This window comes from Streptomyces sp. AgN23, assembly GCF_001598115.1.
Lineage (GTDB): Bacteria > Actinomycetota > Actinomycetes > Streptomycetales > Streptomycetaceae > Streptomyces > Streptomyces antimycoticus.
Genome location: NZ_CP007153.1, coordinates 506,686 through 531,676 on the forward strand (window position 1 = coordinate 506,686; position 24,991 = coordinate 531,676).

The window sequence follows — 24,991 nt, forward strand, 5'->3', positions numbered from 1 at the left end:
GGGCCAGGACGGCGTACCGCATGCGCGCCGTGCCATCAGCCGCCGCCCCCGTCAGCGGGATCAGCCCGCCGCCAGCTCGCGGACCCTGCGCAGCCCGGAGGTGACATCGGCGAGGGTCGCGCAGTCTCCCACCGCCGCCCCCGCGGGCAGGACGAGCTCCGTCGGGGGGCGGCGGGCGGCGACCGCGTCGGCCAGGTCGGACAGCGCGGCCCGCAGCCGGGCCGCGAGGGCGGGCTCGGGCAGTGGGGCGCCCTGATCGAGCCGTACGCCGCAGGCCGTGGCCGCGTCCATGATCTCCTCCAGGGCGAAGACCACCGGTGCCCATGCCGCCAGGTCCCGGCCGAAGGGCGGGTGTTCGGCGCCCGCCACCGCCACCGCGCTGCGCGCGTCGGCGAGGGCGCGGTATGCCTCGCGGCGCAGCCGCAGCCGGGTGGCGTACGGCGCGTCGGCGGTCAGCACCTGGTCCAGGTGGTCGCGGGTGGCGCGGACGGCGAGCGACAGCCGCACCGACACCTGGGCGCGCGGGCCGCCGAGCCCGGGCAGCGCTCCGGCGGCCAGCACCACACCGCAGGCCAGCAGCGTGTCGGTGAGCCGGGTGAACCCGGGGTCGGTGTCGCCGCCGAGGTAGACGAGGGAGAGCAGCAGCGGTGTGAGCACGGCGGTCTGCAGGGCGAAGTGGCGTACCGAGACGGGGATCAGCGCGGAGCAGACCGCCGCGACGACGACCGGCCAGATGGCGGGGGCGCCCGCATCGGGGGTGACGCCCGCGCCGGGACCGAACAGCGTGGCGAGCCCGCCGAAGACGGCCACGCCCACGGCGGTGCCGAGCGCGCGGGAGACGGCCCGGGAGACCAGCGGGCCCATGTCGGGCTTGACCAGGAAGGCGGCGGTGGCGGGGAGCCAGAACCAGTGCTCGCCCGGCAGTTGCTGGGCGAGCACGGTGCTGACGCCCACGCACAGGGCGACCCGGGCGGCGTACTCCCGGCCCGCCGGGCCGAGCGTACGGCGCAGCCGCTGCCGGTGACCGGGGACGACCGCGCCGACGGGGGGCGCCGGTTCGCCGTCGAAGACCCGGGCGGCGAGCAGCACGGCCCGGTGCATGGCCACATTCCCCGCGGTGTCGGGTACGGGGGCGGGCAGCCGGCCCGGTGGCAGTCCGGTCCGTACCGAGCGGGCCAGTTGGGCAGGGGTGCGCGCGATGCGGTCGGGCACCGGCTCGTTCTCCCACAGAAGGGTCAGGACGCCCTCGCTGAGCGCTCCGGCCACCGCCAGCCGGTCGCGCAGCCGCCGCTCCTCCTCGTCGAGGCGGTGGAGGGGGAGCCGGTGGGCGTAGAGGGCTTCGTACGCGGCGTCGTAGGCGGCGGTCAGCCGGCGCCGGGCGGCCTGGCCGCCGTCGGTGCCGACCGCCGTCATCAGGTCGGCCAGGGCGTCGTATACGGCGGCCACCGTCTCCCGTTCATCAAAGGGCGCGGTCTGGCGTGAGGGGGTGACGCGTGGCAGCAGCGCGGCCATCGCGATCACCCATACGGCGCCGATGAGCAGCAGGCCCGCCGTGACCGGCGGGGGCACCGGGACGGGCATGCCCGCGCCGACCACGGCGAGCACCATCAGCTGCACCCCGGCGGCGGAGCTGACCGGCCCGATGGCGCTGATCGCGCCGGAGACCAGGCCGACGGCGGCGAGGGCGAGCGCGATCCATGTCCCGAGGCCCAGCGTGCCCAGCCAGGCCCCGGTCAGCAGGCCGACGGTCCCGGCGAGGGCGGGCAGGCCGATGCGCACGATCCGGGTGGCGCGGGTGGCGGGGCGGTCGTTGACATGGGCGAACATCGCCCCCAGCCCGGCGAGCATCCCGAAGGGCAAATGTCCCGACACCACGCCGACGGCCACCACCGGTCCCACGCCGAGGGCTCCGCGGGCCACCGCCGCCCAGGGGACGGGGGCCCGCAGCGCCCGCTCCCCGCGCAGGGGGTGCGTCAGCCAGTCGGGCGGTGTGGGCAGCGTGCGCAAGGATCCTCCGTGAGGTGGAAATCGTGGGCCTCTTCGAACCGTACGTGAGCAATGCGGATCTTTCGTAACCTGCGTATTTCCGCCATGTGAGGCGCTGATGCCCCACCTCGCGCCACGGCGGTCCGCGACCCGGATACCCGGGTGTGACCTGGTGGTTTGGACAGCCTCCCCGGGTCGGCCGGTCGGCCTGCCCGGGGTGCACATGCCAGGCTCATATGTCTCGCTGCGTGGCCAGCTTCTTGCGGAGCGTGTTGTGCTGGGTACGCAGGAGAACTAGCCTCCCTTCCGCCCGTTACCGAACATTCGTCTGGTAACCGCCTTCCGTTGATCCCCCAGTGCCGGAGAACGCCATGCAGGTGACCTTGCATCAGGACAAATGCGTCGCCTCGGGGCAGTGCGTACTCGCCGCCCAGGACGTGTTCGACCAGCGGGACCTGGACGGTGTCGCCGTCCTCCTCGACGATCGCCCGCCGGCGGAACTGCACGACGACGTGCGTCAAGCGGCCGCCGTCTGCCCCGCCCTGGCCATCGCCCTGGCCGACGCGTGAACACACCGGGGAACGTCGTGGTCGTGGGCGCCTCGGTCGCGGGGCTCACCGCGGCCGTCACGCTGCGCACCCTGGGATACGACGGAAGGCTCACCCTCGTCGGCGACGAGCCCCACACCCCCTACAACCGGCCGCCGTTGTCCAAGCAGATCCTGGCGGGCACCTGGGAGCCGGACCGGATCAAGCTGCGCACCGACGAGGAGCTGTCCGACCTCGACGCACGGCTGCTGTTCGGCAGGTCCGCCACCGGTCTGGACACCGCCGCCCGCCGGGTGGTGCTGGAGGGCGGCGACAGCGTCTCCTACGACGCCCTGGTCATCGCCACCGGCGTCACCCCCAACAGCCTCCCCGGCGCCCACCATCTGGCCGGGGTGCATCTGCTGCGCACCCTCGACGACGCCCTCGCGCTGCGCGCCGATCTGCGCCACAAGCCCGGTGTGAAGGTGGCGGTGGTCGGCGCGGGTTTCCTCGGCTCGGAGGCCGCGGCGGCGGCCCGCAGGATGCAGCTGGACGTCACCATGATCGACCCCCGGCCGGTGCCGATGCGACGGCAGTTCGGCGACCGGATCGCCGGTCTCGTCGGGCGGCTGCACACGAAGAACGGCGTGTCCATGCGCTGCGGCACCGGCGTGCGGCGGTTCTTCGAGTCCGGCGGCCGGGTGACCGGTCTGGAGCTGACCGACGGCACGCTGCTCGACGCCGATGTCGTGGTGGTCGCCATCGGTGCCGCCCCGGCGATCGGCTGGCTGGCCGGATCCGGACTGGAGCTGGGCAACGGTGTCGAATGCGATCCCACCTGCCGCGCCGCGCCCGGTGTCTACGCGGCCGGTGATGTCGCCTCGTGGCACAACGACCACTTCGGCTGCCGGATGCGGCTGGAACACCGGCTGAACGCGACGGAACAGGCCCAGGCCGTCGCCCGCAATGTGCTCGGCGAGGGCCGACCGTTCGCCCCCGTGCCGTACTTCTGGACCGACCAGTACGACGCCCATATCCAGGCGTACGGCATATTCCCCGCCGATGCCGAGCTCGCCGTGCTCCACGGCGAGCTCGAAGGCGGCCACTTCGTCGTGGCCTACGGACACCGGGGCCGGGTGGTCGGGGTGCTCGGCTGGAACAGCCCGTGCGAGCTGCGCAAACTGCGTCAACTCGTGGTCGACCGGGCACCATGGACATCGATCGTGCCCACCCCGCTGGCGGTGTGGCCCGGCCGACACCTCTCGGCCAGTCTCCGGTGACCGCGACGTCAATTTCCGGCCATGCGCTCTCGCGACCCTGGCGGGGTGCTGCGTCGTGTTCTCGTCCAAGGTGTCGCCGTCGCTCCGGGTCACTGCCGGCTTCTCGGCCTCGCTGGGTCAGTGGCCCTGGCGGCGGGCGGGGCGACGGCCGGAGCGCTGCCGGTGGGGGACGCCCTCACCCCTGACTCCGCGAGAGAGGCGCTCGGGCTGATCAGCACCTATTTCGGACTGGTACTGCTGATCGCGGCATGGTGGCTGCTGGGGCGCGAGGTGCGCGGACCGCGGCCGCCCGGCCCCCGCTCCCTGCTGCTCACGCTCGCCACCTGGGCGGCTCCCCTGCTGCCCGGGCCGCCGCTGTTCAGCCGGGATGTGTACAGCTATCTCGCCCAGGGCGCCATGGTGCACGCCCGGATCGACGTCTACACCCACGGCCCCATACGGCTCGGCGGGCCGCTGGCGGAACAGGTGGCGCCGGTGTGGCAGCACACCCCGACGCCGTACGGCCCGGTCTCGCTGGCCTTCGAATCCGCCGTCGCCCACGCCGCGCGCGCCGAGCCGTCCCTCGGGGTGATCGGGCTGCGGCTGATCGCGCTGCTCGGGGTGGCGGTGATGGTTCTGGCGCTGCCCGTTCTGGCCCGCCGCTGCGGCACCGACCCGAGCGCCGCCCTGTGGCTGGGGGCGCTCAACCCTCTCCTGCTGCTGCATCTGGTGGGCGGGGCGCACAATGATGCCGTGATGCTCGGACTGCTCGGGGCCGGGCTGGTGGCCGCGACAGGCCGATGGCCGGCCTGCGGCGCGGTGCTGGTCACGCTCGCCGCCCTGGTCAAGGCTCCGGCCGCGCTGGGGCTGCTGGCGGTGGCCACGCTATGGGTGCGCCGGCTGGAGGGCCGCAGGCGCCGCGTCGGCGCCGTGGCGGCCACCGGGGCGCTGGCCCTGGCCACCACCGGAGTGGCGACGGCCGTCACCGGCACCGGCTACGGCTGGATATCGGCGCTCACCACCCCGGCCTCCCCGGACAACTGGGCGCTCACCAGCACGCTTGGCCGCGCCACCGGCGCCCTGCTGGAGGCCGTCGGCAGCGGTCTGGCTCCGCTGGCCGCGCCCGCGTGGCACGGTCTGGGGCTGCTGGCCACCGCCGTGGCCATTGGGATCGCCTGGCTGCGTCCACCCCGCCCGCGGCCCGTGTACGCGCTGGGGCTGAGCCTGATAGCGGTGGCCGTGCTGGGCCCGGCGATCCGGCCCTGGTACGTGCTGTGGGGGCTGTTCGTGATCGCGGCGGCGGGGCCGGGCGGAACGGTGCGCAAGGCGGTGGTGGCCGGGAGCGGAGTACTCACGCTGACCGTGCTGCCCAACGGGTTCGCGCCGGATTCGCGGCAGCTGACGTTCGCCGTGTGCGGGGGCGTGCTCGCGGTGTGCGCGCTGTGGTGCGCACGGCACGCACCGGGGTTCGCCACCGGCACCCCGCTCTCCACCGTCCACGGCGGCCACCGATCGGAGCGTTCGGCATGACGGGGCCCACCACATCTCGCGGACGGCTGGTACTGGCACTCGCCCTCACCGTGGCGGTGGGGCTCTTCCTGGCCTTCGTCCCGCTGCACCGGGACTGGTTCGACCTGAACGTCTACTACGGCGCCGTGGGCCACTGGCTGCGGGACGGCCGGATCTACGACTTCACCATCCCCGGCGCGGACGGGGCCGACTACGGCTTCACCTATCCGCCCTTCGCCGCGCTGTGCATGCTGCCGATGGCCCTGTTCGACTGGCCTGCCGCGATCACCCTGAGCATGGTGCTCAACGTGGCGGCCTCGGCCACCCTGCTGACCTGGCTGATCGGCCCGATCGTCCGTCGGCACGGCTGGAACAAGTGGTTCGCCTTCGTGGTGGCGGCCTGTCTGTTCGCCCTGCTGGAGCCGGTGCGGGACACCTTCAGCTTCGGGCAGGTCAATCTGCTGCTGCTGGTGCTGGTGTTCTCCGACGCCTGGCTGCTGTCCACGGGGCGTGGCCGGTTCGCCGGCTGCGGTATCGGGCTCGCCGCCGCCATCAAGCTCACCCCGGCGATCTTCATCGGCTACCTGCTGATCACCCGGCGGTGGCGCGCCGCCACCACGGCCACGGCCACCGCCGCGGCCGCCACCCTGCTCGCCCTGGCGGTGGCGCCGGGGGCCTCACGGGTCTACTGGACCGAGGCGCTGTGGGACACCGACCGGATCGGTGTGCTCAGTTACGTCTCCAATCAGTCGTGGGAAGGAGTGCTGGCCCGGCTGGTCGACCCGGTTCCGCCGAGCGGGGTGGTGTGGGGGCTCGGGGTGCTCGCCGTGCTGGCCGTCTGGGCGCGCCGGGTGCGCTGGGCGGCGGCCGTCGGGGACGAGCGGGCCGGATTCGCGCTGACCGGGGTCGCCGCCTGTCTGATCAGCCCGATCACCTGGGTGCACCATCTGGTGTGGCTGATTCCGGCCCTGGCGGTGCTCGTCGACAGCGGGCTGCGCCCGGACGCGCCACCGGCCCGGCGCAGGCTGCTGCTCCGGGTCTGTGCGGTGGTGTACGTGCTCCTCTGCAGCAGCGTGGTGTGGCTGTGGCGGTCCGACTCCACCGGGGTGGACGGCTTCCTCGGCAGCAACGCCTATGTATGGATCTGCCTCGGCCTGCTGATCGCGCTCCCGCTGCGCGGCACGCGTTCCGCGAACATGCTGAACCAAGAGCCCTATCCGGCACGTATCCCATGAACGACAGGAGTGTCCGGACCGATGCCTGACGTGATGCCGTGCCCCGCGGGGCAGCCGCTGGAGCAGCCCCTGGACCAGCCCGTGAAGCGGGCGGGGCGCTGGGCCCTGCTCCGGCGGCTTCCGCTGCGCCGGATCCTGTGCCTGCTGCCGCTGCTCGTCGTCGGCTACTGGGTGGTCCAGCACCGGTCGCTGATCGGCTCCGGCGCCCGTCAGATGTTCACCGCCAATCCGTACTGGCTGCTGACGGCGGTGGCCACGACCGGGCTCGGCTGGGTGGCCGTGTCGTTCGCCCGGCAGGGCACGGTGCTGGAGCGGCTGCCGGCCAGGCGGCTGTTCGCCACTCAGTTCGCCGCGGGGGCGGCCAATCATCTGCTGCCCTCGGGGATCGGCGCGAGCGCGGTGAACATCCGGTTCATGACCGGCTGCGGGCTGCCGCCCGCCCGTTCCTCGGCGGCACTCGCCCTGTACTTCCTGGCGGAGGCCACGACCCGGGTGGGGCTGCTGGTGGTGCTGCTCCTGCTGTTTCCCCAGGCGCTGCGGCTGGGCCCGCTGCTCCCGGAGTCGGTGAGCGGGATGGTGGTGGCCGGCGCGGTGGTGGCGGCCGGGGCACTGGTGGCCGGGGTGGCGCTGATCCGTCCGGTGCGCCGGATCGTGGTGAGGTTTCTCCGCACTGCGATGGCCGACGCCCGGTCGCTGCACCTGCGGCCGTCCAGGGCGCTGGCGCTGTGGGGTGGTTCGCTGGCGTTTCCCCTGCTGCAGGCGGCGGGGCTGGTGGCGGTCGCCCTGGCACTGGAGCTCGAGGTACGGCCGGCGCATGTGATGCTCGCGTATCTGGCCGCCACGGCGGTGGCCGCGGTCGTCCCCTCCCCCGGTGGTATCGGCTCGGTCGACGCGGCGCTGGTCATCGCGCTGGTCGCGGCGGGGGCGCCGGTCGAGGCGGCCACGTCCACGGTGCTGGCGTACCGCTTCATCACGGTGTGGCTGCCGTTGATCCCCGGGGCGCTGGTGCTGGGCGGGCTGGTGCGCTCGAAGATCGTCTGACCCGGCGGGGTCAGGGCGGGCGCAGGGTGAGGACGTCGTCGGGCCGGACGTCGATATGCGAGCCGAGGCCCGACCCGGCCTGGTCGAGGGTCGTGCCCAGCCATACGGCGTCCTCGTGGCCGGTGTGCTCCAGCCGCATCCGCCGTGACCGCAGGGGCACCATGCGCAGGTTGATCAGGCGGCCGGTGTCCGGGTCCACCTCGGGGAAGTAGAGCAGCCGCAGATCGTCGCGGTACCGCTCGTAGCCGCCGATGCCCTCGTAGTCGTCGACCACGTCGCCGCAGCCGTAGAGGATCAGCTTGCCGCGGTACACCTCGAGCGGGCGGGGGTGGTGGGAGGAGTGGCCGTGGACGAGGTCCACACCGCCGTCGATCAGGGCATGGGCGAAGTGGATCTGGTCCGGTGCGACGCCGTATCCCCAGTTGCCGCCCCAGTGGACCGAGGCCACGGCGATGTCGCCGGGGTGGCTGAGCTGCCGTACGCGGTCGGTGATCGCGGCGGCGCGGGCGTCGGACAGATCGGGCAGGAAGTCGACCCCGGGCCGGTCCTCGGCCGCCGCCCACCGGCCCGGAATGCCACTGGAGGCCGCGCCGAACGAGAACACCAGCACCCGGCGGTGGTCACCGGCCGGGACGACGGCGGGGCGCCGCGCGGCTGCCGTGTCACGGCCCGCTCCGGCCACCCGCAGTCCGGCGGCGGCGAGGGTGTCGAGTGTCTCCTCCAGCCCGCGCCGGCCGCCGTCGAGCACATGGTTGTTGGCCAGGACGCAGACGTCGGGCCGGACGGCGGTCAGGCAGGGGAGGTTGTCCGGGCTCATCCGGTAGTGGACATCCTTCCCCGGGGCGAACTCCTCGCTGCGGGTGACGCTCGTCTCCAGGTTGAGCACCCGTACATCGGGCGCCTCCTCGTCCAGTACCGCCAGGGCGTCGCCCCAGGGCCACGAGAAGTCGACCGGGCGCGGGATCGGGCCGTTCGCCTCCTCGGCCAGCTCGACATAGGCCCGGGAGTCGCGGATGAAGGGCTCGTGGAGCTCCGGGTCGCCGGGGTGCGGCAGGATCTGGTCGACACCGCGGGCGAGCATCACATCGCCGCAGAGGAACAGCGTCACCGCTGTGCCGTGCATACCTCAACGATCGCATAGCCCGCCATGAGTGACCGTTGCCCACGGCGGGGACCCGGGGTGTGGACGCACAGGGAGGTGCGGCGGATGAACAGAGCGGAAACGAATGAGAGCCCGCTGCGGCCCCGGGACCTGGAGGAGGCCGCGGCCCGGCTGTCGGAGCGGGCGGGCCGGCTGCGGTCGCAGCTCGCCCGGACGGAGGAGGCCGCGTCCGCGTTGCGCGCGGACTGCGATCTCGACGCGGGGGACTCGGGTGCGAAGGCCATGACGCTCCGGGAGTTGCGCACGCGCGCGGAGGCGGATGAGGCCCTGCTGGAGCGGACCGCCGCGGCGCTCGACCGGCTGCGCGCCGGATCCTTCGGGATCTGCACGCGATGCGGCCGGCCTCAGGGCCGGGAGCGGTCGCTGGCCCTGCCCCACACGGAGCTGTGTGTCGTATGCGCCGAGGAGCGGGAGGCGGGACCGGGCGGATGAGGCGCGCCCCGCACACGGCGTTCCCACTCACAGCGTCCTCGCACACGGCGTTCCCGCTCACAGCGTCCTCGCTCATGGCTTCTGGGCTCGGGGCGGTGGCCGCCGGGGCAGTGGTCACCAGGGGCGCGGTCGCCGGGGACGGGGGCGCTACGCGGCACGCGCGCCGACCTCCTCGCCCAGGCGGGCGCAGGTGCGGCTGAGGAGCCGGGAGACATGCATCTGGGAGATGCCGAGCCGGTCGGCGATCCGGCTCTGGGTCTCGTCGCAGAAGAACCGCAGGTAGAGGATCTCCCGCTCGCGCTCGGGGAGCCTGCGCAGACAGGGCTTGAGGGATTCGCGCTGGACGACCCGCTCGTAGGAGGACTCGGTGGAGCCGAGGGTGTCCACCAGCGCGTAGCCGTCGTCCGCGCCCCGCAGTGCGGCGTCCAGCGACAGCGTACGGAAGCTCTCGAGCGCCTCCATGCCGACGAGGACATCCTCCTCGGCCATGCCGGTGTGCCGTGCGATGTCCTTGACGCTGGGCGAACGGTCGTCCGGTGAGCGGGTCAGCTCCTGGACGGCGGTGCGGACCCGGTTGCGCAGCTCCTGGACCCGGCGCGGCACGTGCAGGCCCCACATATGGTCGCGGAAGTGTCGCTTGACCTCTCCGACGACGGTCGGGACGGCGTAGCTCTCGAAGGCCGAACCCCGGTCCGGCTCGTAGCGCTTGACCGCCTTGACCAGACCGACCATGGCCACCTGCCGCAGATCCTCGGGCGTTTCACCGCGGTTGCGGTACTGCGAGGCGATGCGCTCGGCCATCGGCATCCAGGCCCGGACGACTTCCTCCCGCAGGGCCTCCTTCTGCGAGCCGTCCGGCAGTTCGGCGATCCGGCGGAACGCGCCGGAGGTGTCGGGGGCGTCGTCGTGCGCGTGCTTGGGGTGCGCTCGGGGATGTGCTTGTTCGGCCGTCATGAGCCGGTGCCTCCCTTGGCTGGTGTCGCTGTCACCACAGGAGAACATTCCAGACAACTCGGGCGACCGTGAACACGCCTCGCACAGCCGGGCTGCTCCCGTGGCGTGCCTCCGGTCCGAAGCACACTGGTCGCGTGCCCGTCCTCGGTCCCGCGAAACGGAGTTCGCCCCGGCGGATACCGGCTCATCCGGTGCGTCATGCGTCACAACGGCCCGGGAAGCGCCGGTTGGAGGCGGCGGAGCCATGCGCGCAGGCCGCGGGAGAGTTTCGGCCCGCGATCAAGATTTACGGAGGTTTTCCCGCCGTTTCGCCCATTCGCCGTTGTCCGTACCGCCCCGGCGGAACAGACTGCACCGATTCCGCTGCTTCCCCTCGAACGCCATAGAAAACCGGAGCGCCATGACCTCCTTCGATCGTCGACGATTCATGCAACTGGCCGGGGCCGGTGCGGCTACCTCCCTGCTCTCCGCAAGCATCGCGCGCGCCGCGGAGATACCCGCCAACCGCCGGACCGGAAGCCTGCGGGACATCGAGCACATCGTGGTGCTGATGCAGGAAAACCGTTCCTTCGACCACTACTTCGGCTCCCTGCGCGGGGTGCGGGGATTCGGCGATCCGCGGCCGGTGCGGCTGCCCAACGGCAAGCCGGTATGGCACCAGTCGGACGGCTCCAAGGAGGTCCTGCCGTTCCGGCCCGAGGTGAACGACCTCGGACTGCAGTTCCTGCAGGACCTGCCGCACGGCTGGGGCGACGGCCATGTCGCGTTCAACGGCGGCGCGTACGACAAGTGGATCCCCTCGAAGTCGGCCACCACCATGGCGTATCTGACGCGTGAGGACATCCCCTTCCACTACGCGCTGGCCGACGCCTTCACCATCTGCGACGCCTACCACTGCTCGTTCATCGGCTCCACGGACCCCAACCGCTACTACCTGTGGTCCGGTTACACGGGCAACGACGGCAAGGGCGGCGGCCCGGTGCTGGACAACGCGGAGGCCGGCTACAGCTGGACCACCTACCCCGAGCGCCTGGAGAAGGCCGGGATCTCCTGGAAGATCTACCAGGACATCGGCGACGGACTGGACGCGGACGGCGGCTGGGGCTGGATCGACGACGCCTACCGCGGCAACTACGGCGACAACTCCCTGCTCTACTTCAACCAGTACCGCAACGCCAAGCCCGGCGACCCGCTGTACGACAAGGCCCGCACCGGCACCAACGCCAAGAACGGCGACGGTTTCTTCGACATCCTGCGAGCCGATGTGAAGGCCGGGAAGCTGCCCCAGGTCTCCTGGATCGCGGCGCCCGAAGCCTTCACCGAGCACCCCAACTGGCCCGCCAACTACGGCGCCTGGTACATCGCGCAGGTGCTGGACGCGCTCACCTCCAACCCCGAGGTGTGGAGCAAGACCGCGCTGCTCATCACCTACGACGAGAACGACGGCTTCTTCGACCACGTGATGCCGCCGTACGCGCCCGGCGACAAGCGGGGCGGTTCGACCGTGGACACCACCGGGGAGCTGTTCCCCGGCTCCGCCTCGCAGCCCGCGGGCCCGTACGGGCTGGGGCAGCGGGTGCCGATGCTCGTGGTGTCGCCATGGAGCAAGGGCGGCTGGGTGTGCTCGCAGACGCTGGACCACACCTCGGTCATCCGGCTCATGGAGCGGCGCTTCGGCGTCGAGGAGCCGAACATCTCGCCGTGGCGGCGGGCGGTGTCCGGCGACCTGACCGCGGCCTTCGACTTCTCGCGGACCGACGTGAAGGTCCCGGCCATGCCGGACACCAGCGGCTACCGGCCCAAGGACAACGAGCGGCACCCCGACTACGTACCGGCGCCGCCGGAGCACCCCTCGCTGCCCCGTCAGGAGCCCGGGCTGCGCCCTGCCAGACCGCTGCCGTACGAGCTGTCGGCCGATGCCACCACCGCCGCCGACGGCGGCCTGCGGGTTGACTTCGTCAACCATGGCCGGGGCGCCGGGGCGCACTTCCATGTGACCTCCGCGAGCCATGCGGGCGGGCCGTGGGGCTACACCGTCGAGGCGGGCAAGCGGCTGTCCGGCAGCTGGCAGCGCTCCTCGGCGGACCAGGGCGCCTATGACTTCCAGGTGCACGGTCCGGCCGGTTTCCTGCGCCACTTCACCGGCCACGCCACCGGCACCGGCCCCGAGGTGAGCGCCCGTCACGACCGGACGACCGGGGAGGTCAGGCTGACCCTCGTCAACCAGGGCGACGCGACGGTGCGGCTCACCGTCACGGACGGCTACGAGAAGGAGAAGCCGGGGCACTACCGGCTCCGGCCGGGGGCACGGGTGGTGCACACCGTGCGCACCGGACGCAGCCACCAGTGGTACGACCTGTCGGTGGTCTCCGACCACGACAGCGGGTATCTGCGCCGGCTGGCCGGGCATGTGGAGACCGGCCGTGCGGGGATGAGCGACCCCGCGCTCTCGGCGGACTGAACCACCGCCACCGGTCCCTCGTCGCGCGCCCGTCCGGCGGCTCCCCGCCGGGCGGGCGCGCGGTGCGTCTTCCCGCCGCGTACGGCCGTCGTACACGCCACCCACGGCCGTCCGCACCTCGTACGGACCTCATGCGCCGCGTACGGCCCCCGTGCGGGCGCCGGGCCGTCAGTGCCGGGTGCCCGAGGCACGGACGCGGAAGCCGGCCGGGGTCTCGCCCGCCCGGCGGCGGAAGAACTTGGTGAAGACGGTGGCGTCCGGGAAGCCGAGCCGCTCGCCGATGGCCGTGGCGGACAGATCCGTGTGCACCAGCAGCCGCTTCGCCTCGAGCAGCACCCGGTCGTCGATGAACCGCTTGGCGCCGCATCCGGCGGCGGCACGGGTGGCCCGGGTCAGGGTGCGGACGCTGTAGCCCAGCCGGGCCGCGTAGTCCTCGACCCGGTGGCTGCGGGTGTAGTCGCGCTCCACGGCCTGCTGGAAGCGGCGGAACGCCTCGCTGGCCGCCGTGTCCCCGCTCTGGGCGCCGGGCAGATGGGCGAGCCGCAGTACGAGGACGGCCACGAGGTGGCGCACCACCTCGACATGCGCCTCCAGCGGCCCGGACACCGTCCGGTACTCGCTCTCCAGCAGGTCCAGGACGCCGCGGACGGCCTCGGCGTCGGCGCCTTCGGGAACCACCAGCGGAGACCGCGACGCGGGCCGGTCCAGCCGGGCGACCGCGGCGGTGGCGGTGCCGAGATAGCCGGGCGGGAAGAGCACGGCGGCCCCCTCCGCGGCGCCGAGCGGGGAGCGGAACTGGTGGATCTGCCCGGGGCGCGCCCACATCCAGCCGCCCTCGGTCAGCTCGTGCTCGGTGAAGTCCACCGAGCAGCGCAGCACCCCGGAGCGCACGGTGATCAGCTGGTGGAACGCGAGCCGCATCGGGGCGTGCACATCGAGGCCATGGCTCCGGGCGCGGGCGGCGAGCCCGGGGAAATCCAGGACGGCCGCTCCCGGCGGGGCTCCCACGGAGGGCCGGAACGGAACCTCGGTGACATCACGGTGTCCGTTTCTGTCCATAGCGCGTCCTCAGTGTACGGCTGGTGTGCCCTGGTCCGCATCTAGCGTGGAGTGCGTTGCGATGAACGGGTGACCGAAAGAGTCCCCGGATCACCGCTTTCCCTTCCACCGACCGCAGCCGAGGGAGCACACCACCGTGCGATTGATCGTGGGCATGACAGGAGCAACGGGGGCCGTGTTCGGCGTCCGCCTGCTGGAGACGCTGGCCGAGCTGCCCGGGGTGGAGACCCATCTGGTGCTCAGCCGCTGGGCGCGCACCACGATCGAGCTGGAGACCGGCCGGTCCGCCCGCGAGGTGGCCGAGCTCGCCGAGGTGACGCACTCGCCCGAGGACCAGGGCGCCACCATCTCCTCCGGCTCCTTCCGCACCGACGGCATGATCATCGCACCGTGCTCGATGAAGACCCTCGCCGGAATCCGCGCCGGATACGCCGACGGTCTGGTGGGCCGCGCCGCGGATGTGGTCCTCAAGGAGCGGCGCAGGCTCGTCCTCGTCCCCAGGGAGACCCCGCTCAGCGAGATCCACCTCGAGAACATGCTGGCGCTCTCCCGGATGGGTGTGCGGATGGTCCCGCCCATGCCCGCCTTCTACAACCACCCCCGGTCGGTGGACGACATCGTCGACCACCTCACGGCCCGCCTCCTCGACCAGTTCGACCTGCCCGCACCCGCGGCCAGGCGGTGGGAGGGCATGCGCGCCGCCCGCGGCCCGAAGCCCACCGCCGCCCATTCCCCCGCCGCCTGATGTCCCCCGCCCCCGCCCCACCCCCACTTGGAGTTCCCATGGCCTACGACGACTTCCGTGGCTTTCTCGACACCCTCCGGAAGGAGGGGCAGCTGCTGCACATCGCCGACGAGGTGATGCCGGAGCCGGATATCGCCGCCGCCGCGAACGCCGCCCCGCGCCTGGGCGGCCACGCCCCCGCGCTGTACTTCGACCACGTCAAGGGCTTCACCGACGCGCGGATCGCGCTCAATGTGCACGGCTCCTGGGCCAATCACGCGCTCGCGCTCGACCTGCCCAAGGAGACCGGCACCAAGGAACAGGTCGAGGAGTTCATCCGCCGCTGGGACACCTTCCCGGTCGCCCCCGAGTGGCGCGAGAACCCGCCGTGGGCCGAGAACACCCTGGAGGGCGAGGACGCCGACATCTTCCGGGTGCTTCCGCTGATCCGGCTCAACGACGGCGACGGCGGCTTCTACATCGACAAGGCGGCCGTGGTCTCCAAGGACCCCGCCGACCCCGAGCACAGCGGCAAGCAGAACGTCGGCGTCTACCGCATCGAGGTCAAGGGCAGGCGCGCGCTCGCCATCCAGCCGGTGCCGATGCACGACATCGCCCAGCATCTGCACACCGCCGAGGAGCGCGGCGAGGACCTGCCCGTGGCCATCACGCTCGGCAACGAGCCGGTGATCTCCATCGTGGCGTCCACCCCGATGGAGTACGAGCAGAACGAGTACGAGCTGGCCGGCGCCCTGCGTGGCGCTCCCGCCCCGGTCTCCCGGGCGCCGCTCACCGGGCTGCCCGTGCCGTGGGGCAGCGAGGTGGTCATCGAGGGCGTCATCGAGGGCCGCAAGCGGGAGATCGAGGGGCCGTTCGGCGAGTTCACCGGCCACTACTCCGGCGGCCGGAACATGCCCGTGATCCGCGTCGACCGGATCTCGTACCGCACCGACCCGATCTTCGAACACCTCTACCTCGGCATGCCGTGGACCGAGGTGGACTACCTCATCGCCGCCAACACCTGTGTACCGCTGTACAAGCAGCTGCGCCGCGACTTCCCCGAGGTCCAGGCGGTCAACGCGATGTACACCCACGGGCTGGTGGTCATCGTGTCCACCAAGAAGCGCTACGGCGGGTTCGCCAAGGCCGTCGGCATGCGGGTGCTGACCACTCCGCACGGCCTCGGCTACGCGGCCACCGTGATCGTGGTGGACGAGGACGTCGACCCGTTCAACCTCCCCCAGGTGATGTGGGCGCTGTCCACGAAGATGAACCCGGCCGGCGATCTGGTCCAGATCCCCAATCTGTCGGTGCTGGAGCTGGCCCCGCAGGCCGTCACGCCCGGTATCACCGACAAGCTCATCATCGACGCCACCACCCCCGTCGCCCCCGACCGCCGCGGCACCTACGGCACCCAGGTGCGCGATCTGCCCGAGACGGCCGAGTGGCTGGCCCGGCTGCAGAAGCTCACCGCCGCCCGCTGACCACACCGCCCACCACCCCACATCACGGAAGGACTTCGGATGTCCGACACCATGCCCCTGTGCCCGCGCTGTGCCCACGAGACGATCGAGCACATCACCGGCTCCCCCGTCCCCGGTGTCTGGGAGGTGCTCCAGTGCGGGCGGTGCCTGTACATGTGGCGCACCACCGAGCCCGCGCGGCGCACCCGGCGCGACGCCTACCCCGAAGAGTTCATGCTGACGCCCGAGGACATCGGCACCGCGCCGGAGGTCCCGGCCGTTCCGCCGCTGCGTCTGCCCGGCGCCGGGGCGGCCACCAGGTGACGGGGAGTTCCTGGACCCCGAGATCACCGCGTCGTACGTGAGGGGGATGTCCGCCAGGTCCGTCGCCATCCGCAGGGTGGGGACGCGGCGGAGCAGGGTGGGGTAGACCACCTGGAGTTCCAGCCAGGCCAGGCGATCTCGATGTCCTCCAGTGCCGTCCGGCTCTCCGAGGCGATGCGCACCTCACGTGACGGCAGCCCGTTCTATGTGTGCCGCAACCTGGACGCCAAGGGCACCAGCGTCGACCACAACACCGTCCATGACGCGGACGGCCAGGTCGGCTACTACATCGACAACTCGTCCGGCCACGAGCTGTGGCCGCGCGCGGGCTCTCCCGCCATCGACGCGGGTGAGACCGTGGACGGGGTGACCGGTGAGGTCCGGGGCGACGGGGCGGGCCAGGGCGCGTATGAATACGGGCGCCCATCTGGTCGTCCGGCTGCCGGCTGGCGCGCTGCGCGACCCGGGTCCGCAACGACGGCTGGAAGGCGACCGCCTCGGGTGGCGGCGATGCCTCGGCCGCCGTCGAGGGGGTCCGGACCACCCAGTGGAAGGGAAGTGCCCCCAGTCCCCCGGTCAGTCGCTCACCGTCGATCTGGGCACCGTGAAGACCTTCGGCCGGATGGCGATCGACGCGGGGATGGACGCCACCGGGCACCCCTATGGCTTCACCGTCCCGGTCAGCCGCGACGGTGACCACTGGGGCAGGCCGGTGGCCCGGGTCAGTGGCCGCTCCTTCACCCAGGACGCGGTCTTCCCGCAGCACACCGCCCGCTATCCGCGGATCGAGCTGACAGCGCCGGGCGAGAACCCCTGGGCGGTGAACGAGATCCGGCTCCACGCCGACGGCCCCGACGCGGCCGCCACCTTGCAGGCGGAGCGCGCCGCGGTGCTCCGCGGCGCCGAGCGCGGCGAGGCCGCCACCTCGGTCCTCGGACAGGGGGACGCGATCGGTTTCCGGCGGGTGCGGTTCGGTGCGGGCGCGGACACGCTGACGGTGCGGCTGGCGGCCGGCGGCCGCGGGAACTGCGCCCCGCGGCTGCGCCTGGACTCCCCGGACGGACCGGTGGCGGCCACGCTTCCGGTGCGCGGGACCGGCGGCACGGACAGCTGGCGGAAGCTTTCGGTACGCCTTCCCGTACGGTGACCGGCTCCCATGACGTCTCTCTCGTCGCCACGGGCGGCCGCCGGGTGGCCGCCGTCGACTGGCTGACGCTACGCCAGGCGAGCTGGCGCGCCAGACGTATTAGAGGGGACGAGGTGGGGGCGCGTCCGCTCCCTGCCGCACCGCGCGCCCCACCTCCGTCCGTAGCGCGATGAACTCCGGCAGCCCCCTGGTGGCGATCTGGTCGCGGTCGGCGGGCAGCGCCACCGGCAGATCCGCCCGCACCCGGCCCGGCCCCGAAGCCAGCACCACCACCCGGTCCGCCACATAGACACTTTCGTCGATGTCATGGGTGACCAGCACAGTCGTCATCCCCTGGGCCCGGTGCAACCGCAGCAGCAGATCCTCCAGATCCTCCCGCGTCTGGGCGTCCAGCGCGCCGAACGGCTCGTCCATCAGCAGCAGCGCGGGCCGGGAGGCCAGGGCACGGGCGAGGGCGACGCGCTGTTGCATTCCGCCCGAAAGCTGCCAGGGGTGGCGGCGGGCGGCGTCGGCCAGGCCCACCTGTTCCAGCATGGCCACCGCCGCCGTACGGCGTTCCGCGCGGGACAGTCCGCGCCGCCGCAGCGGAAGGGCCACGTTCTCCCGTACCGAGAGCCAGGGGAAGAGGGAGCGGCTGTAGTCCTGGAAGACGACACCGAGCCGGTCCGGGACGCCGTCCACCACCTCCCCGTCCAGGGTGATCCGCCCGGCGGAGGGGCGGACGAGGCCCGCGACACAGCGCAGCAGGGTGGACTTGCCGCAGCCGGAGGGTCCGACGAGGGTGAGCAACTGTCCTTCGGGGACGGTGAGTTCGACGTCCTGGAGCACATCGGGGCCGTCGCCGTAGCGGTGGCTGAGCTGGTCGATCCGCAGCATCTCCGCCTCACCGGGCCCAGGGCTCGTACGCCGGGGAGTCGTCGGCGGGGACCCGGATCTGGAGCAGCGCCGGGCCGTCGTCACGGCCGAGGGCGAGGGCCCGGTCGAGGGCCTTGGGAAGGTCGTCGGGCCGCTCCACCCGGTCGGCCGGGCAGCCGAAGGACCCGGCGAGGGCGGCGAAGTCGATGCCGCCGATCTCGGTGCCCGGCACGGGGGTGACGCCGATGCGGCGGCCCAGCGCCTTGACCGCGCCGTAGCCGCCGTTGTCGAGCAGGAGGTAGGTCACCGGGGCGCGGTGCCGGGCCGCGGTCCACAGGGCCTGCACCGAGTAGAGCGCCGAGCCGTCGCCGACCACGCACACCACCCGTTCGCCGTCCGCGAGGGCGCGTCCGACCGCGAGCGGCAGCCCCCAGCCCAGCGCGCCGCTGCCGGTGGTGAGGAAGCGGCCCGCGCCGCTGATGGGGAGGCGGGCGTGAAGGGCGTCGCGGTGGCTGGGGGTCTCCTCCACCAGCACGGTGTCCCGGGGCAGCCGCTCGCGGAGCAGGTCCATCACCAACTCGGGGGAGATCTCCTCGGCCGAGGCGGGCAGTGGCTCGGGGGCGGGCCGCATCTCTGGCGCGGGCCGATCGGAGGGCTGGACGAGATCGGTGAGGGTGCGCAGGGCGGGGCGGAGGGTGGTGACGATGCTGGTGCCGACGCGGAGCCACGCGGCCTGCGCGGGGTCGCAGTCGAGGTGGTAGAGCTCGGTGCCGTCGGCGAGCGGCGGGCTTTCGGTGTGCACGTGGTAGGTGAACAGCGGGGCGCCGAGCGCGACCACCACATCGTAAGGGGCCAGCCGCTGCGCCAGCTGGTCGGCGACGGGCGGCAGAAAGCCCTGGAAGAGCGGGTGGCGTTCGTCGAAGCCGGAGCGTCCGGAGAGCGGGCTGATCCATACGGCGGCCCGCAGCCGTTCGGCCAGTTCGGCCACTTCGCGTACGGCGTGCTCGTCGTCCACGCCGGGCCCGGCGACCAGCGCGGGGCGGGCCGCCGCGTCGAGCGCGCGGGCGAGCCCGGCCAGCGCGCCGGGGTCGGCGGTGTAGCCGCCGTGGACGGTGCGCGGGGCGACCGGCTCGGCGGGGCGGTCCCAGTCGTCCTCCGGTACGGAGAGGAAGACCGGGCCCCGGGGGTGGCTCATGGCGATCCGGTGGGCCTCGGCGAGCGCGGCGGGCACATCGGCCGCCCGCTCCGGCTGCCTGCTGAACTTCACGTACGGGCGCGGGAACCGGGCCGGTTCGTCGGCGCCGAGGAAGGGCCGCAGCGGGAGCAGCGCACGGGACTGCTGGCCCGCGATGATCACCACCGGCACCCGGTCCCGGTAGGCGTTGAACACCGCGCCCAGGGAGTGGCCGACTCCCCCGGCTGAGTGCAGGCTGACCAGCGCCGCCCGCCCGGTGCCCAGGGCGTGGCCCGCGGCCATGGCGACGGCGGTCGACTCCTGCAGTCCGAGCACATAGTGGAAGTCCTCGGGCCAGTCGCGGAACATCCGCAGTTCGGTGGAGCCGGGGTTGCCGAAGACGGTCGTCATGCCGGTGGCGCGGCACAGTGCCAGCACCGCGTCGCGGACCGTGCTGGTCGGTGGGTGGGCGGGGGGCGCGGCCATGGGGCCACCTCCTCGGCTGGGTGCGGGGGCGGGTCCTGCCTACGGGTCCTCAGGAGCGGTGCGCGGCACGGTGTCTGCCGAGAGCCATGCGCTCGACGGTGAGCAGCACGCTGTTGAACAGATGGCCGAGCGCACCGAGCAGCACCATCACCGCCCACACCGTCAGCAGATCGGAGCGGGTCTGGGCGTCGGTGAGCTGGAAGCCTATGCCGTCGGCGGTGCCGGGCAGCAGCTCCGAGAACACCATCAGGATCAGCGAGAGCGACAGGCTCAGCCGCAGCCCGGCGAAGATGCGCGGAAGCGCGGCGGGCAGATACAGCAGCACGATCTGCTCGGCGGGCCGCATCCGTACGGTGGCGGCGACGTCCAGCCGCAGCGGGTCGATGCCGCGGACCCCCTCGGCCGTATTGATCAGTACGGGCCAGATGGCGCCGAAGACGATCGAGGCAAGCTGCATCGGCGTGCCGAGGTCGAAGACGACGACGAAGACGGGCACCAGCGCGGGCGGGGGCACGGCGCGGGCGAACTGCAGCACCGGGTCGCACAGCGCGTACACGGTGCGCGAGCGGCCCAGGGCGAGCCCCAGCACGATGCCGAGGACCGCGGCGAGGGCGAATCCGGCGAGCACCCGGCCGAGGCTGGGCAGCAGATCGCGGACCGCCGCGTCGGTGAGGAACGCCCGTCCGGCGGGGCCGGAGAACCACAGGTGATAGCCGTGCTCGACGATCCGGGCGGGGGTCGGGAAGAACACACTGCCGTGGGACCGCGCGGCGAGCTGCCACAGCACCACCGCCGCCACCGGCACGCCGAGGCGCAGCGCGAGCGTCCGGGGCAGCCTCCGGACGGTGCCGAGCGAGGTGGCCTGCGCGGTCATACGCGGCTCCCCCGGTGCTCGGGCGCCCAGGGGAACAACCGCCGTTCGACCGCGGTGAGCGCCAGGTTGACGACGAGGCCGAGCGCTCCCGCCCACACCACACCGGCCAGCACATCGCGGGTGCCGTCGGTGGCCATGCCCGCCTGGGCGATGAAGGTGCCCAGCCCCTCGCCGAACCCGGCGAGGATCTCGCTGGCCACGGCGAGGATCAGGGCGGTGGCCGCCGCGATGCGCACCCCGGCGGCGATGAATGGGGCGGCCGAGGGCAGACCGGCCCTCAGCAGGACGGCGAGCCGCCCGAAGCCGAAGGCGCGCAGCGTGTCCTTGGCCAGCGGATCGGTCTCGCCGAGCCCGTAGACGGTGTTGAACAGCACGGGCCAGACACAGGCGTAGGCGACCAGGGCGATCGTCGTCTCACTGCCGGCGCCGAGCAGCAGTGACACCAGCGGGATCAGGGCCACCGACGGCACCGGGCGCAGGAACTCGATCAGCACCCGCGCGGCCTGCCCGGCCGCCGGCACACTGCCCAGCAGCAGCCCGAGGGGGATCGCGAGGGCGCAGGCCAGGGCGAGCCCGGAGGCCCATGCCTCGAGGGTGGCGCCGACGCCGTTCAGGAAGGCGGTGTCGCCGCCGAGTTCGACGGCCCGTACCAGCACCTCGGAGGCGGGCGGCAGGAACGCGCGCCGCACCATTCCGGAACGGCTGAGGGCCTCGCAGGCGGCGAAGGCCGCGAGCACGCCGACGGCGCCGAGCAGCGCGTCCCTGGCCCGCCCGGTGCGCTTCCGCCTGGCCGTCGCGGGGCTCACCTGGCGGGCTGGTAGAGGACGGCGGCGGGGTCCAGGTCCTTGGTGAGCAGCTTCTGCGCCCGCATCAGGGAGATGAGCCGCTTGAGCTGGGCGGCGCTGGAAGTGGCCGGGTAGTCGGGCAGGCCGATGGCGGCGGCCTCGGCCGGCTTGATCTTCGTATAGCCGGGCAGCGCCTTCTCCACGGCGCCACGGTCCTTGGCGGCGACGACCTGGGCGGCGGTGATGGCGCGCTGGAACGCCGCGGCGGATTTCGGGTACTTCTCGATGAACGTGTCGGTGGTGACATAGCCGCTGAGCGGCAGTCCGGCGGTGGGCGCCGCATTGCCGTCGACCACCGTGCGCGCCTTCAGCTCCCGTTTGAGCGCGGTGAGGAACGGCTCGGCGGCGTGCACCGCGTCCACCTGGCCCCGCTCCAGCACCGAGCCCATCTGCGGGAACGGGACCTGCCGGTACGCGGGCAGCCCGGCCCCGGCCTTGCCGAGGACGGCGTTGAGGGTGAGCGACTGGATGTTGTTGAGGATGTTGACCGCGACCTTCTTGCCCCCGAGGTCCCGCGGCCCCTTGATCTTGGAGTCGGCGGGCACCAGCACATCCATCATGTGCGGGGCGTTGCGCGCGCCCTCGGCCAGCACCCGGGTGGCCAGGGTGCCCTTCTCGCGGGCCTGGAGGAACGTCACGAAGTTGGCGCCGCCGATGACGTCCACCTGTCCGTGGGCGAGCGCGGGCAGTGCCTGGACGCTCTGCTGGACCGGCTGGACGCGGACGTTCAGCCCCTCCTTCTCGAAGAGCCCCCGATCGATGGCGATGTGCAGCGCGGCCACATCGGCGAGCGGCAGTCCGGCGACCGTGATCGTCTTCTTCTCCGGCCCGCCCCGAGCCCCGGACGCCTCCTCGGAGCCGCCGCATCCGGCGAGAAGCACGGCGGTGACCGTGGTGGTCGCGGCCAACTTTGCTGAGCGGAAGCGCAGTTGGACTCTCATGGCATTTCACGATAAGGGTCGTCAGCTGTTCACACCATGGTCGGGAACACCTCGTCGAACAGGTCGAGCATGGCCCGCCAGGCCCGTTCGGCGGAGGCCCGGTGGTAGCCGATGCCCGGGCGGGTCGTGGGATCGGGGTCGAGGTCCGGGTGGGTGAAGCTGTGCAGCGCGCCGCCGTGGATGGTCATGCGCCAGTCCACCCCGGCGGCCCGCATCTCCTCCTCGAAGGCCAGCCGCTGCTCGACCGGGATGATCGGATCCTCCGACCCCACGCAGACCAGGACCTTGCCGGTGATGTCGGCGGCGTCCTCGGGGCGGGTGGTCGTCAGACTGGGGTGGAAGCCGACCACGGCCTTGAGATCCGCGCCCCCGCGGGCGAGTTCGAGGGCCATGGTGCCGCCCAGGCAGTAGCCGATGGCGGCGAGCCGCGAGGTATCGGCCGTGGGCTCGGCGGTCAGCACGGCGAGCCCGGCTCCGGCGAGGGCTCGCATGCGGTCGGGGTCGGCGAGCAGCTCGTCGACCCGGGCGAACATCTCCTCGCGGTCCTCGATGAACCGTCCGCCGCCGTGGTAGTCGAGGGCGAAGGCGACATAACCGAGTTCGGCGAGCCGGTCGGCGCGCTCACGCTGGTGATCGGTGAGGCCGGGGCCCTCGTGGGCGATCAGCACGGCGGGCCGCCGGTCCGTTCCCCCGGGCAGCGCCAGATGGCCCACCATGGCCGTGCCGTCCACGGAGTATTCGATTCGCCTGGTCGTCACCATCGCCGCGCTCCCTTGTCCTCGACCGTGTTCTTGGGGGTTCCTGGGCCCTTGGGGGTTCTTGGGCTCTTGGGCCTTCTTGGGCGCCGAGCCGGATGGGGGAAGCTAACAGCGGCGGCGCGCCGGGCCCGTGTTGCTTCGCCCGTGGCCGATTCGGTCTGCCGACAGCGAAGGCGAACGCGGCGACCAGGCGGTGCGCGACCGCTACTTCCCCCTCGTCCCGCCCGGGTGCATCGCATCCCGGCGAGTCGGCACCCCACCGCCCGCGCCGCGGGGTGAAACCATGGCCGGAAGGTAACCACGAGCGAGGGAGCCGTGAATGAACAGCGCCGATCTGCTGGCCGACGCCTTTGAGCGGGTGCGCGAGGAGGTGCAGGCGGCCGTGGACGGGCTTTCCGAGGACGAGCTGGCCGTACGGCTCGACAGCGGGGCCAATTCGATCGCCTGGCTGGTGTGGCATCTGACCCGGGTCCAGGACGACCACATCGCCGACGCGGCGGGCACCGAGCAGCTGTGGACGTCCGAGGGCTGGGTCGAGCGGTTCGGACTGCCGTTCCCGCCGGACGCCACCGGTTACGGCCACCGGAGCAAGGACGTGGCGGCGGTGCGGGCGGACGCCGAACTGCTCGCCGGGTACTACGACGCCGTCCACGAGAACACGCTGGCCTTCGTGCGCGGCCTCCGCGACTCCGATCTCGACCGGATCGTGGACGAGCGGTGGACCCCGGCGGTGACCCTCGGCGTCCGGCTGGTCAGCGTGATCGGGGACGATCTGGAGCACGCCGGGCAGGCGGCGTTCATCCGCGGCGCGATCCGCAGGCGCTAGCCGCGGAATCACGGAAGACGGGGCCGTCACACCGCCCGCATTGACATGCAGGCAATCGCCTGCATAACGTGCGGTGTGAGTTCAGAGATGGACAAGGTCTTCAAGGCGCTGGCCGACCAGACCCGGCGGTATCTGCTGGACCTGCTGCATGAGCACAACGGCCAGACGCTGGGCGAGCTGTGCCGGCGGCTGGAGATGACCCGCCAGTCCGCGACCCAGCATCTGGCCGTCCTGGAGGCCGCCAATCTGGTCAGCACGGTGCGGCGGGGGCGCGAAAAACTCCATTACCTCAACCCCGTCCCCCTCAATGAGATCCAGGAACGCTGGATCGACAAGTTCGAGCGCCCGCGGCTGCGCGCGCTGAGCCGGGTGAAACAACAAGCCGAGAAAGCCGAGGAAGCGATGGCCGACAAGCCGGCGTTCGTGTACGTCATCTATATCGAGAGCACACCGGAGAAGGTCTGGCACGCGCTGACCGACGCCGACCTCACGGCCGAGTACTGGGGCCACAGCAATGTGTCCGACTGGCAGGTCGGCTCCCCGTGGGAGCATCGGCGGACGGACGGCTCCGGCACCGCCGACGTGGTCGGCACGGTCGTGGAGAGCTCACCGCCCACCCGGCTGGTGACCACCTGGGCCGCGCCCGACGCGGATGCCGCCGCCGAGCCCTCCCGGGTCACCTTCGACATCCAGCCGCACGGCGACATCGTCCGGCTCACCGTGACCCATGAGAATCTGGCCGACGAGGCCGAGCGGACCGCGGCGGCCGGTGGCTGGGCCGCGGTGCTGTCCAACCTGAAGTCGCTGATCGAGACCGGGAGCCCGCTGCCGCAGCAGCCGTGGCTGGTCCCCCGGTGACCGATGTCCTCGGCCACCTCCGGTCGCGACCCGGCGGCCCTGCCGCCCACCTTCCCTGACCGGTGCGGCCGGTGGGGCCAGTGGGAGCGTG

At 72.6% G+C, this 24,991-nt stretch carries 23 protein-coding genes; 13 read left to right on the forward strand and 10 right to left on the reverse strand.

What is annotated here, in order from left to right; translation table 11 throughout:
• Window positions 1–60 precede the first annotated feature (60 nt).
• Window positions 61–2,007 carry an FUSC family protein gene (locus AS97_RS02460; protein WP_125758551.1) on the reverse strand — a complete coding sequence of 649 codons (1,947 nt, stop codon included), beginning with the start codon at window positions 2,005–2,007 and terminating at the stop codon, window positions 61–63.
• A gap of 350 nt (window positions 2,008–2,357) precedes the next feature.
• Between AS97_RS02460 and AS97_RS02465 the strand changes: the two genes are divergently transcribed.
• From AS97_RS02465 to AS97_RS02485, 5 genes are read left to right on the forward strand one after another with little or no spacing between them, the layout of a single operon-like run.
• Window positions 2,358–2,555, forward strand: coding sequence for a ferredoxin (locus tag AS97_RS02465; protein WP_059148697.1), 198 nt, complete (start codon window positions 2,358–2,360; stop codon window positions 2,553–2,555).
• Complete coding sequence (locus AS97_RS02470) at window positions 2,552–3,793, forward strand: FAD-dependent oxidoreductase (RefSeq protein WP_210564253.1); 1,242 nt, start codon at window positions 2,552–2,554, stop codon at window positions 3,791–3,793. Before AS97_RS02465 ends, AS97_RS02470 begins: the two co-directional genes overlap by 4 nt.
• A gap of 48 nt (window positions 3,794–3,841) precedes the next feature.
• Complete coding sequence (gene mptB, locus AS97_RS02475) at window positions 3,842–5,302, forward strand: polyprenol phosphomannose-dependent alpha 1,6 mannosyltransferase MptB (protein WP_260613226.1); 1,461 nt, start codon at window positions 3,842–3,844, stop codon at window positions 5,300–5,302.
• On the forward strand, window positions 5,299–6,516 hold the full coding sequence (locus tag AS97_RS02480; RefSeq protein WP_210564254.1) for a glycosyltransferase 87 family protein: 1,218 nt from the start codon (window positions 5,299–5,301) through the stop codon (window positions 6,514–6,516). The genes mptB and AS97_RS02480 overlap by 4 nt, the downstream gene beginning before the upstream one ends.
• 21 nt (window positions 6,517–6,537) lie before the next feature.
• A complete protein-coding gene (locus AS97_RS02485; RefSeq protein WP_247204203.1) occupies window positions 6,538–7,557 on the forward strand; it encodes a lysylphosphatidylglycerol synthase transmembrane domain-containing protein in 1,020 nt (339 codons plus the stop codon).
• Between the two features lie 10 nt (window positions 7,558–7,567).
• Here AS97_RS02485 and AS97_RS02490 read toward each other — a convergent pair whose 3' ends face one another.
• Window positions 7,568–8,680 (reverse strand): CapA family protein, encoded by a 1,113-nt coding sequence (locus AS97_RS02490; RefSeq protein WP_059148701.1) that lies wholly within the window; start codon window positions 8,678–8,680, stop codon window positions 7,568–7,570.
• Between the two features lie 84 nt (window positions 8,681–8,764).
• On the opposite strand from AS97_RS02490, the gene AS97_RS02495 reads away from it, so the two are divergent.
• Window positions 8,765–9,151 carry a TraR/DksA C4-type zinc finger protein gene (locus AS97_RS02495; protein WP_059148702.1) on the forward strand — a complete coding sequence of 129 codons (387 nt, stop codon included), beginning with the start codon at window positions 8,765–8,767 and terminating at the stop codon, window positions 9,149–9,151.
• 147 nt (window positions 9,152–9,298) lie between these two features.
• Here the strand turns inward: AS97_RS02495 and AS97_RS02500 are convergent, their stop codons facing one another.
• On the reverse strand, window positions 9,299–10,105 hold the full coding sequence (locus tag AS97_RS02500; RefSeq protein WP_125758548.1) for a SigB/SigF/SigG family RNA polymerase sigma factor: 807 nt from the start codon (window positions 10,103–10,105) through the stop codon (window positions 9,299–9,301).
• A 400-nt stretch (window positions 10,106–10,505) separates the two neighbouring features.
• Between AS97_RS02500 and AS97_RS02505 the strand changes: the two genes are divergently transcribed.
• Window positions 10,506–12,566 (forward strand): phospholipase C, phosphocholine-specific, encoded by a 2,061-nt coding sequence (locus tag AS97_RS02505; protein WP_210564255.1) that lies wholly within the window; start codon window positions 10,506–10,508, stop codon window positions 12,564–12,566.
• Window positions 12,567–12,734: 168 nt separating this feature from the next.
• Here the strand turns inward: AS97_RS02505 and AS97_RS02510 are convergent, their stop codons facing one another.
• A complete protein-coding gene (locus tag AS97_RS02510) occupies window positions 12,735–13,625 on the reverse strand; it encodes an AraC family transcriptional regulator (RefSeq protein WP_059148705.1) in 891 nt (296 codons plus the stop codon).
• 136 nt (window positions 13,626–13,761) lie between these two features.
• Here AS97_RS02510 and AS97_RS02515 point away from each other — a divergent pair, with 136 nt between their 5' ends.
• The 4 genes from AS97_RS02515 to AS97_RS46785 all read left to right on the forward strand — a co-directional run bounded on the left by AS97_RS02515 (window position 13,762) and on the right by AS97_RS46785 (window position 17,283).
• Complete coding sequence (locus AS97_RS02515) at window positions 13,762–14,370, forward strand: non-oxidative hydroxyarylic acid decarboxylases subunit B (RefSeq protein WP_059148706.1); 609 nt, start codon at window positions 13,762–13,764, stop codon at window positions 14,368–14,370.
• 38 nt (window positions 14,371–14,408) lie between these two features.
• The gene (locus AS97_RS02520; protein ID WP_059148707.1) at window positions 14,409–15,833 is read left to right on the forward strand and encodes a non-oxidative hydroxyarylic acid decarboxylases subunit C; all 1,425 of its coding nucleotides are present in this window, start codon (window positions 14,409–14,411) and stop codon (window positions 15,831–15,833) included.
• A 39-nt stretch (window positions 15,834–15,872) separates the two neighbouring features.
• Complete coding sequence (locus tag AS97_RS02525) at window positions 15,873–16,136, forward strand: non-oxidative hydroxyarylic acid decarboxylases subunit D (protein WP_174887295.1); 264 nt, start codon at window positions 15,873–15,875, stop codon at window positions 16,134–16,136.
• A gap of 547 nt (window positions 16,137–16,683) precedes the next feature.
• Window positions 16,684–17,283 carry a carbohydrate-binding protein gene (locus tag AS97_RS46785; RefSeq protein WP_247204205.1) on the forward strand — a complete coding sequence of 200 codons (600 nt, stop codon included), beginning with the start codon at window positions 16,684–16,686 and terminating at the stop codon, window positions 17,281–17,283.
• 99 nt (window positions 17,284–17,382) lie between these two features.
• On the opposite strand, the gene AS97_RS02535 is transcribed toward AS97_RS46785, so the two are convergent.
• The 6 genes from AS97_RS02535 to AS97_RS02560 are packed head-to-tail and all read right to left on the reverse strand — an operon-like array spanning window position 17,383 to window position 23,219.
• On the reverse strand, window positions 17,383–18,159 hold the full coding sequence (locus tag AS97_RS02535; RefSeq protein ID WP_210564256.1) for an ABC transporter ATP-binding protein: 777 nt from the start codon (window positions 18,157–18,159) through the stop codon (window positions 17,383–17,385).
• 7 nt (window positions 18,160–18,166) lie between these two features.
• On the reverse strand, window positions 18,167–19,798 hold the full coding sequence (gene mdlC / locus AS97_RS02540) for a benzoylformate decarboxylase (RefSeq protein ID WP_210564257.1): 1,632 nt from the start codon (window positions 19,796–19,798) through the stop codon (window positions 18,167–18,169).
• A gap of 49 nt (window positions 19,799–19,847) precedes the next feature.
• On the reverse strand, window positions 19,848–20,672 hold the full coding sequence (locus AS97_RS02545) for an ABC transporter permease (RefSeq protein WP_210564258.1): 825 nt from the start codon (window positions 20,670–20,672) through the stop codon (window positions 19,848–19,850).
• Entirely contained in the window at window positions 20,669–21,478 is an 810-nt protein-coding gene (locus AS97_RS02550; RefSeq protein ID WP_210564259.1) for an ABC transporter permease subunit, read from the reverse strand. The genes AS97_RS02545 and AS97_RS02550 overlap by 4 nt, the downstream gene beginning before the upstream one ends.
• Window positions 21,475–22,458 carry an ABC transporter substrate-binding protein gene (locus tag AS97_RS02555; protein WP_210564260.1) on the reverse strand — a complete coding sequence of 328 codons (984 nt, stop codon included), beginning with the start codon at window positions 22,456–22,458 and terminating at the stop codon, window positions 21,475–21,477. Before AS97_RS02555 ends, AS97_RS02550 begins: the two co-directional genes overlap by 4 nt.
• 29 nt (window positions 22,459–22,487) lie before the next feature.
• Window positions 22,488–23,219, reverse strand: a complete 732-nt coding sequence (locus AS97_RS02560; protein WP_210564261.1) for a dienelactone hydrolase family protein — start codon at window positions 23,217–23,219, stop codon at window positions 22,488–22,490.
• A gap of 316 nt (window positions 23,220–23,535) precedes the next feature.
• Between AS97_RS02560 and AS97_RS02565 the strand changes: the two genes are divergently transcribed.
• Together AS97_RS02565 and AS97_RS02570 are read left to right on the forward strand one after the other, a co-directional pair.
• Window positions 23,536–24,042 (forward strand): DUF664 domain-containing protein, encoded by a 507-nt coding sequence (locus AS97_RS02565; RefSeq protein WP_059148715.1) that lies wholly within the window; start codon window positions 23,536–23,538, stop codon window positions 24,040–24,042.
• Between the two features lie 87 nt (window positions 24,043–24,129).
• The gene (locus tag AS97_RS02570) at window positions 24,130–24,900 is read left to right on the forward strand and encodes a metalloregulator ArsR/SmtB family transcription factor (RefSeq protein WP_210567121.1); all 771 of its coding nucleotides are present in this window, start codon (window positions 24,130–24,132) and stop codon (window positions 24,898–24,900) included.
• The last annotated feature ends 91 nt before the right edge of the window (window positions 24,901–24,991 follow it).

Bases quoted from the DNA above. Each gene is read 5' to 3' on its own strand.
- AS97_RS02465 (WP_059148697.1), top strand. From the start codon at position 2,358: ATGCAGGTGACCTTGCATCAGGACAAATGCGTCGCCTCGGGGCAGTGC.
- AS97_RS02570 (WP_210567121.1), top strand. From the start codon at position 24,130: ATGGACAAGGTCTTCAAGGCGCTGGCCGACCAGACCCGGCGGTATCTG.
- AS97_RS02555 (WP_210564260.1), bottom strand. From the start codon at position 22,458: ATGAGAGTCCAACTGCGCTTCCGCTCAGCAAAGTTGGCCGCGACCACC.
- AS97_RS02495 (WP_059148702.1), top strand. From the start codon at position 8,765: ATGAACAGAGCGGAAACGAATGAGAGCCCGCTGCGGCCCCGGGACCTG.
- AS97_RS02485 (WP_247204203.1), top strand. From the start codon at position 6,538: ATGCCTGACGTGATGCCGTGCCCCGCGGGGCAGCCGCTGGAGCAGCCC.
- AS97_RS02535 (WP_210564256.1), bottom strand. From the start codon at position 18,159: ATGCTGCGGATCGACCAGCTCAGCCACCGCTACGGCGACGGCCCCGAT.
- AS97_RS02490 (WP_059148701.1), bottom strand. From the start codon at position 8,680: ATGCACGGCACAGCGGTGACGCTGTTCCTCTGCGGCGATGTGATGCTC.
- AS97_RS02520 (WP_059148707.1), top strand. From the start codon at position 14,409: ATGGCCTACGACGACTTCCGTGGCTTTCTCGACACCCTCCGGAAGGAG.
- AS97_RS02480 (WP_210564254.1), top strand. From the start codon at position 5,299: ATGACGGGGCCCACCACATCTCGCGGACGGCTGGTACTGGCACTCGCC.
- AS97_RS02565 (WP_059148715.1), top strand. From the start codon at position 23,536: ATGAACAGCGCCGATCTGCTGGCCGACGCCTTTGAGCGGGTGCGCGAG.
- AS97_RS02500 (WP_125758548.1), bottom strand. From the start codon at position 10,105: ATGACGGCCGAACAAGCACATCCCCGAGCGCACCCCAAGCACGCGCAC.
- AS97_RS02560 (WP_210564261.1), bottom strand. From the start codon at position 23,219: ATGGTGACGACCAGGCGAATCGAATACTCCGTGGACGGCACGGCCATG.
- AS97_RS02505 (WP_210564255.1), top strand. From the start codon at position 10,506: ATGACCTCCTTCGATCGTCGACGATTCATGCAACTGGCCGGGGCCGGT.
- AS97_RS02510 (WP_059148705.1), bottom strand. From the start codon at position 13,625: ATGGACAGAAACGGACACCGTGATGTCACCGAGGTTCCGTTCCGGCCC.
- AS97_RS02545 (WP_210564258.1), bottom strand. From the start codon at position 20,672: ATGACCGCGCAGGCCACCTCGCTCGGCACCGTCCGGAGGCTGCCCCGG.
- AS97_RS02525 (WP_174887295.1), top strand. From the start codon at position 15,873: ATGTCCGACACCATGCCCCTGTGCCCGCGCTGTGCCCACGAGACGATC.
- mdlC (WP_210564257.1), bottom strand. From the start codon at position 19,798: ATGGCCGCGCCCCCCGCCCACCCACCGACCAGCACGGTCCGCGACGCG.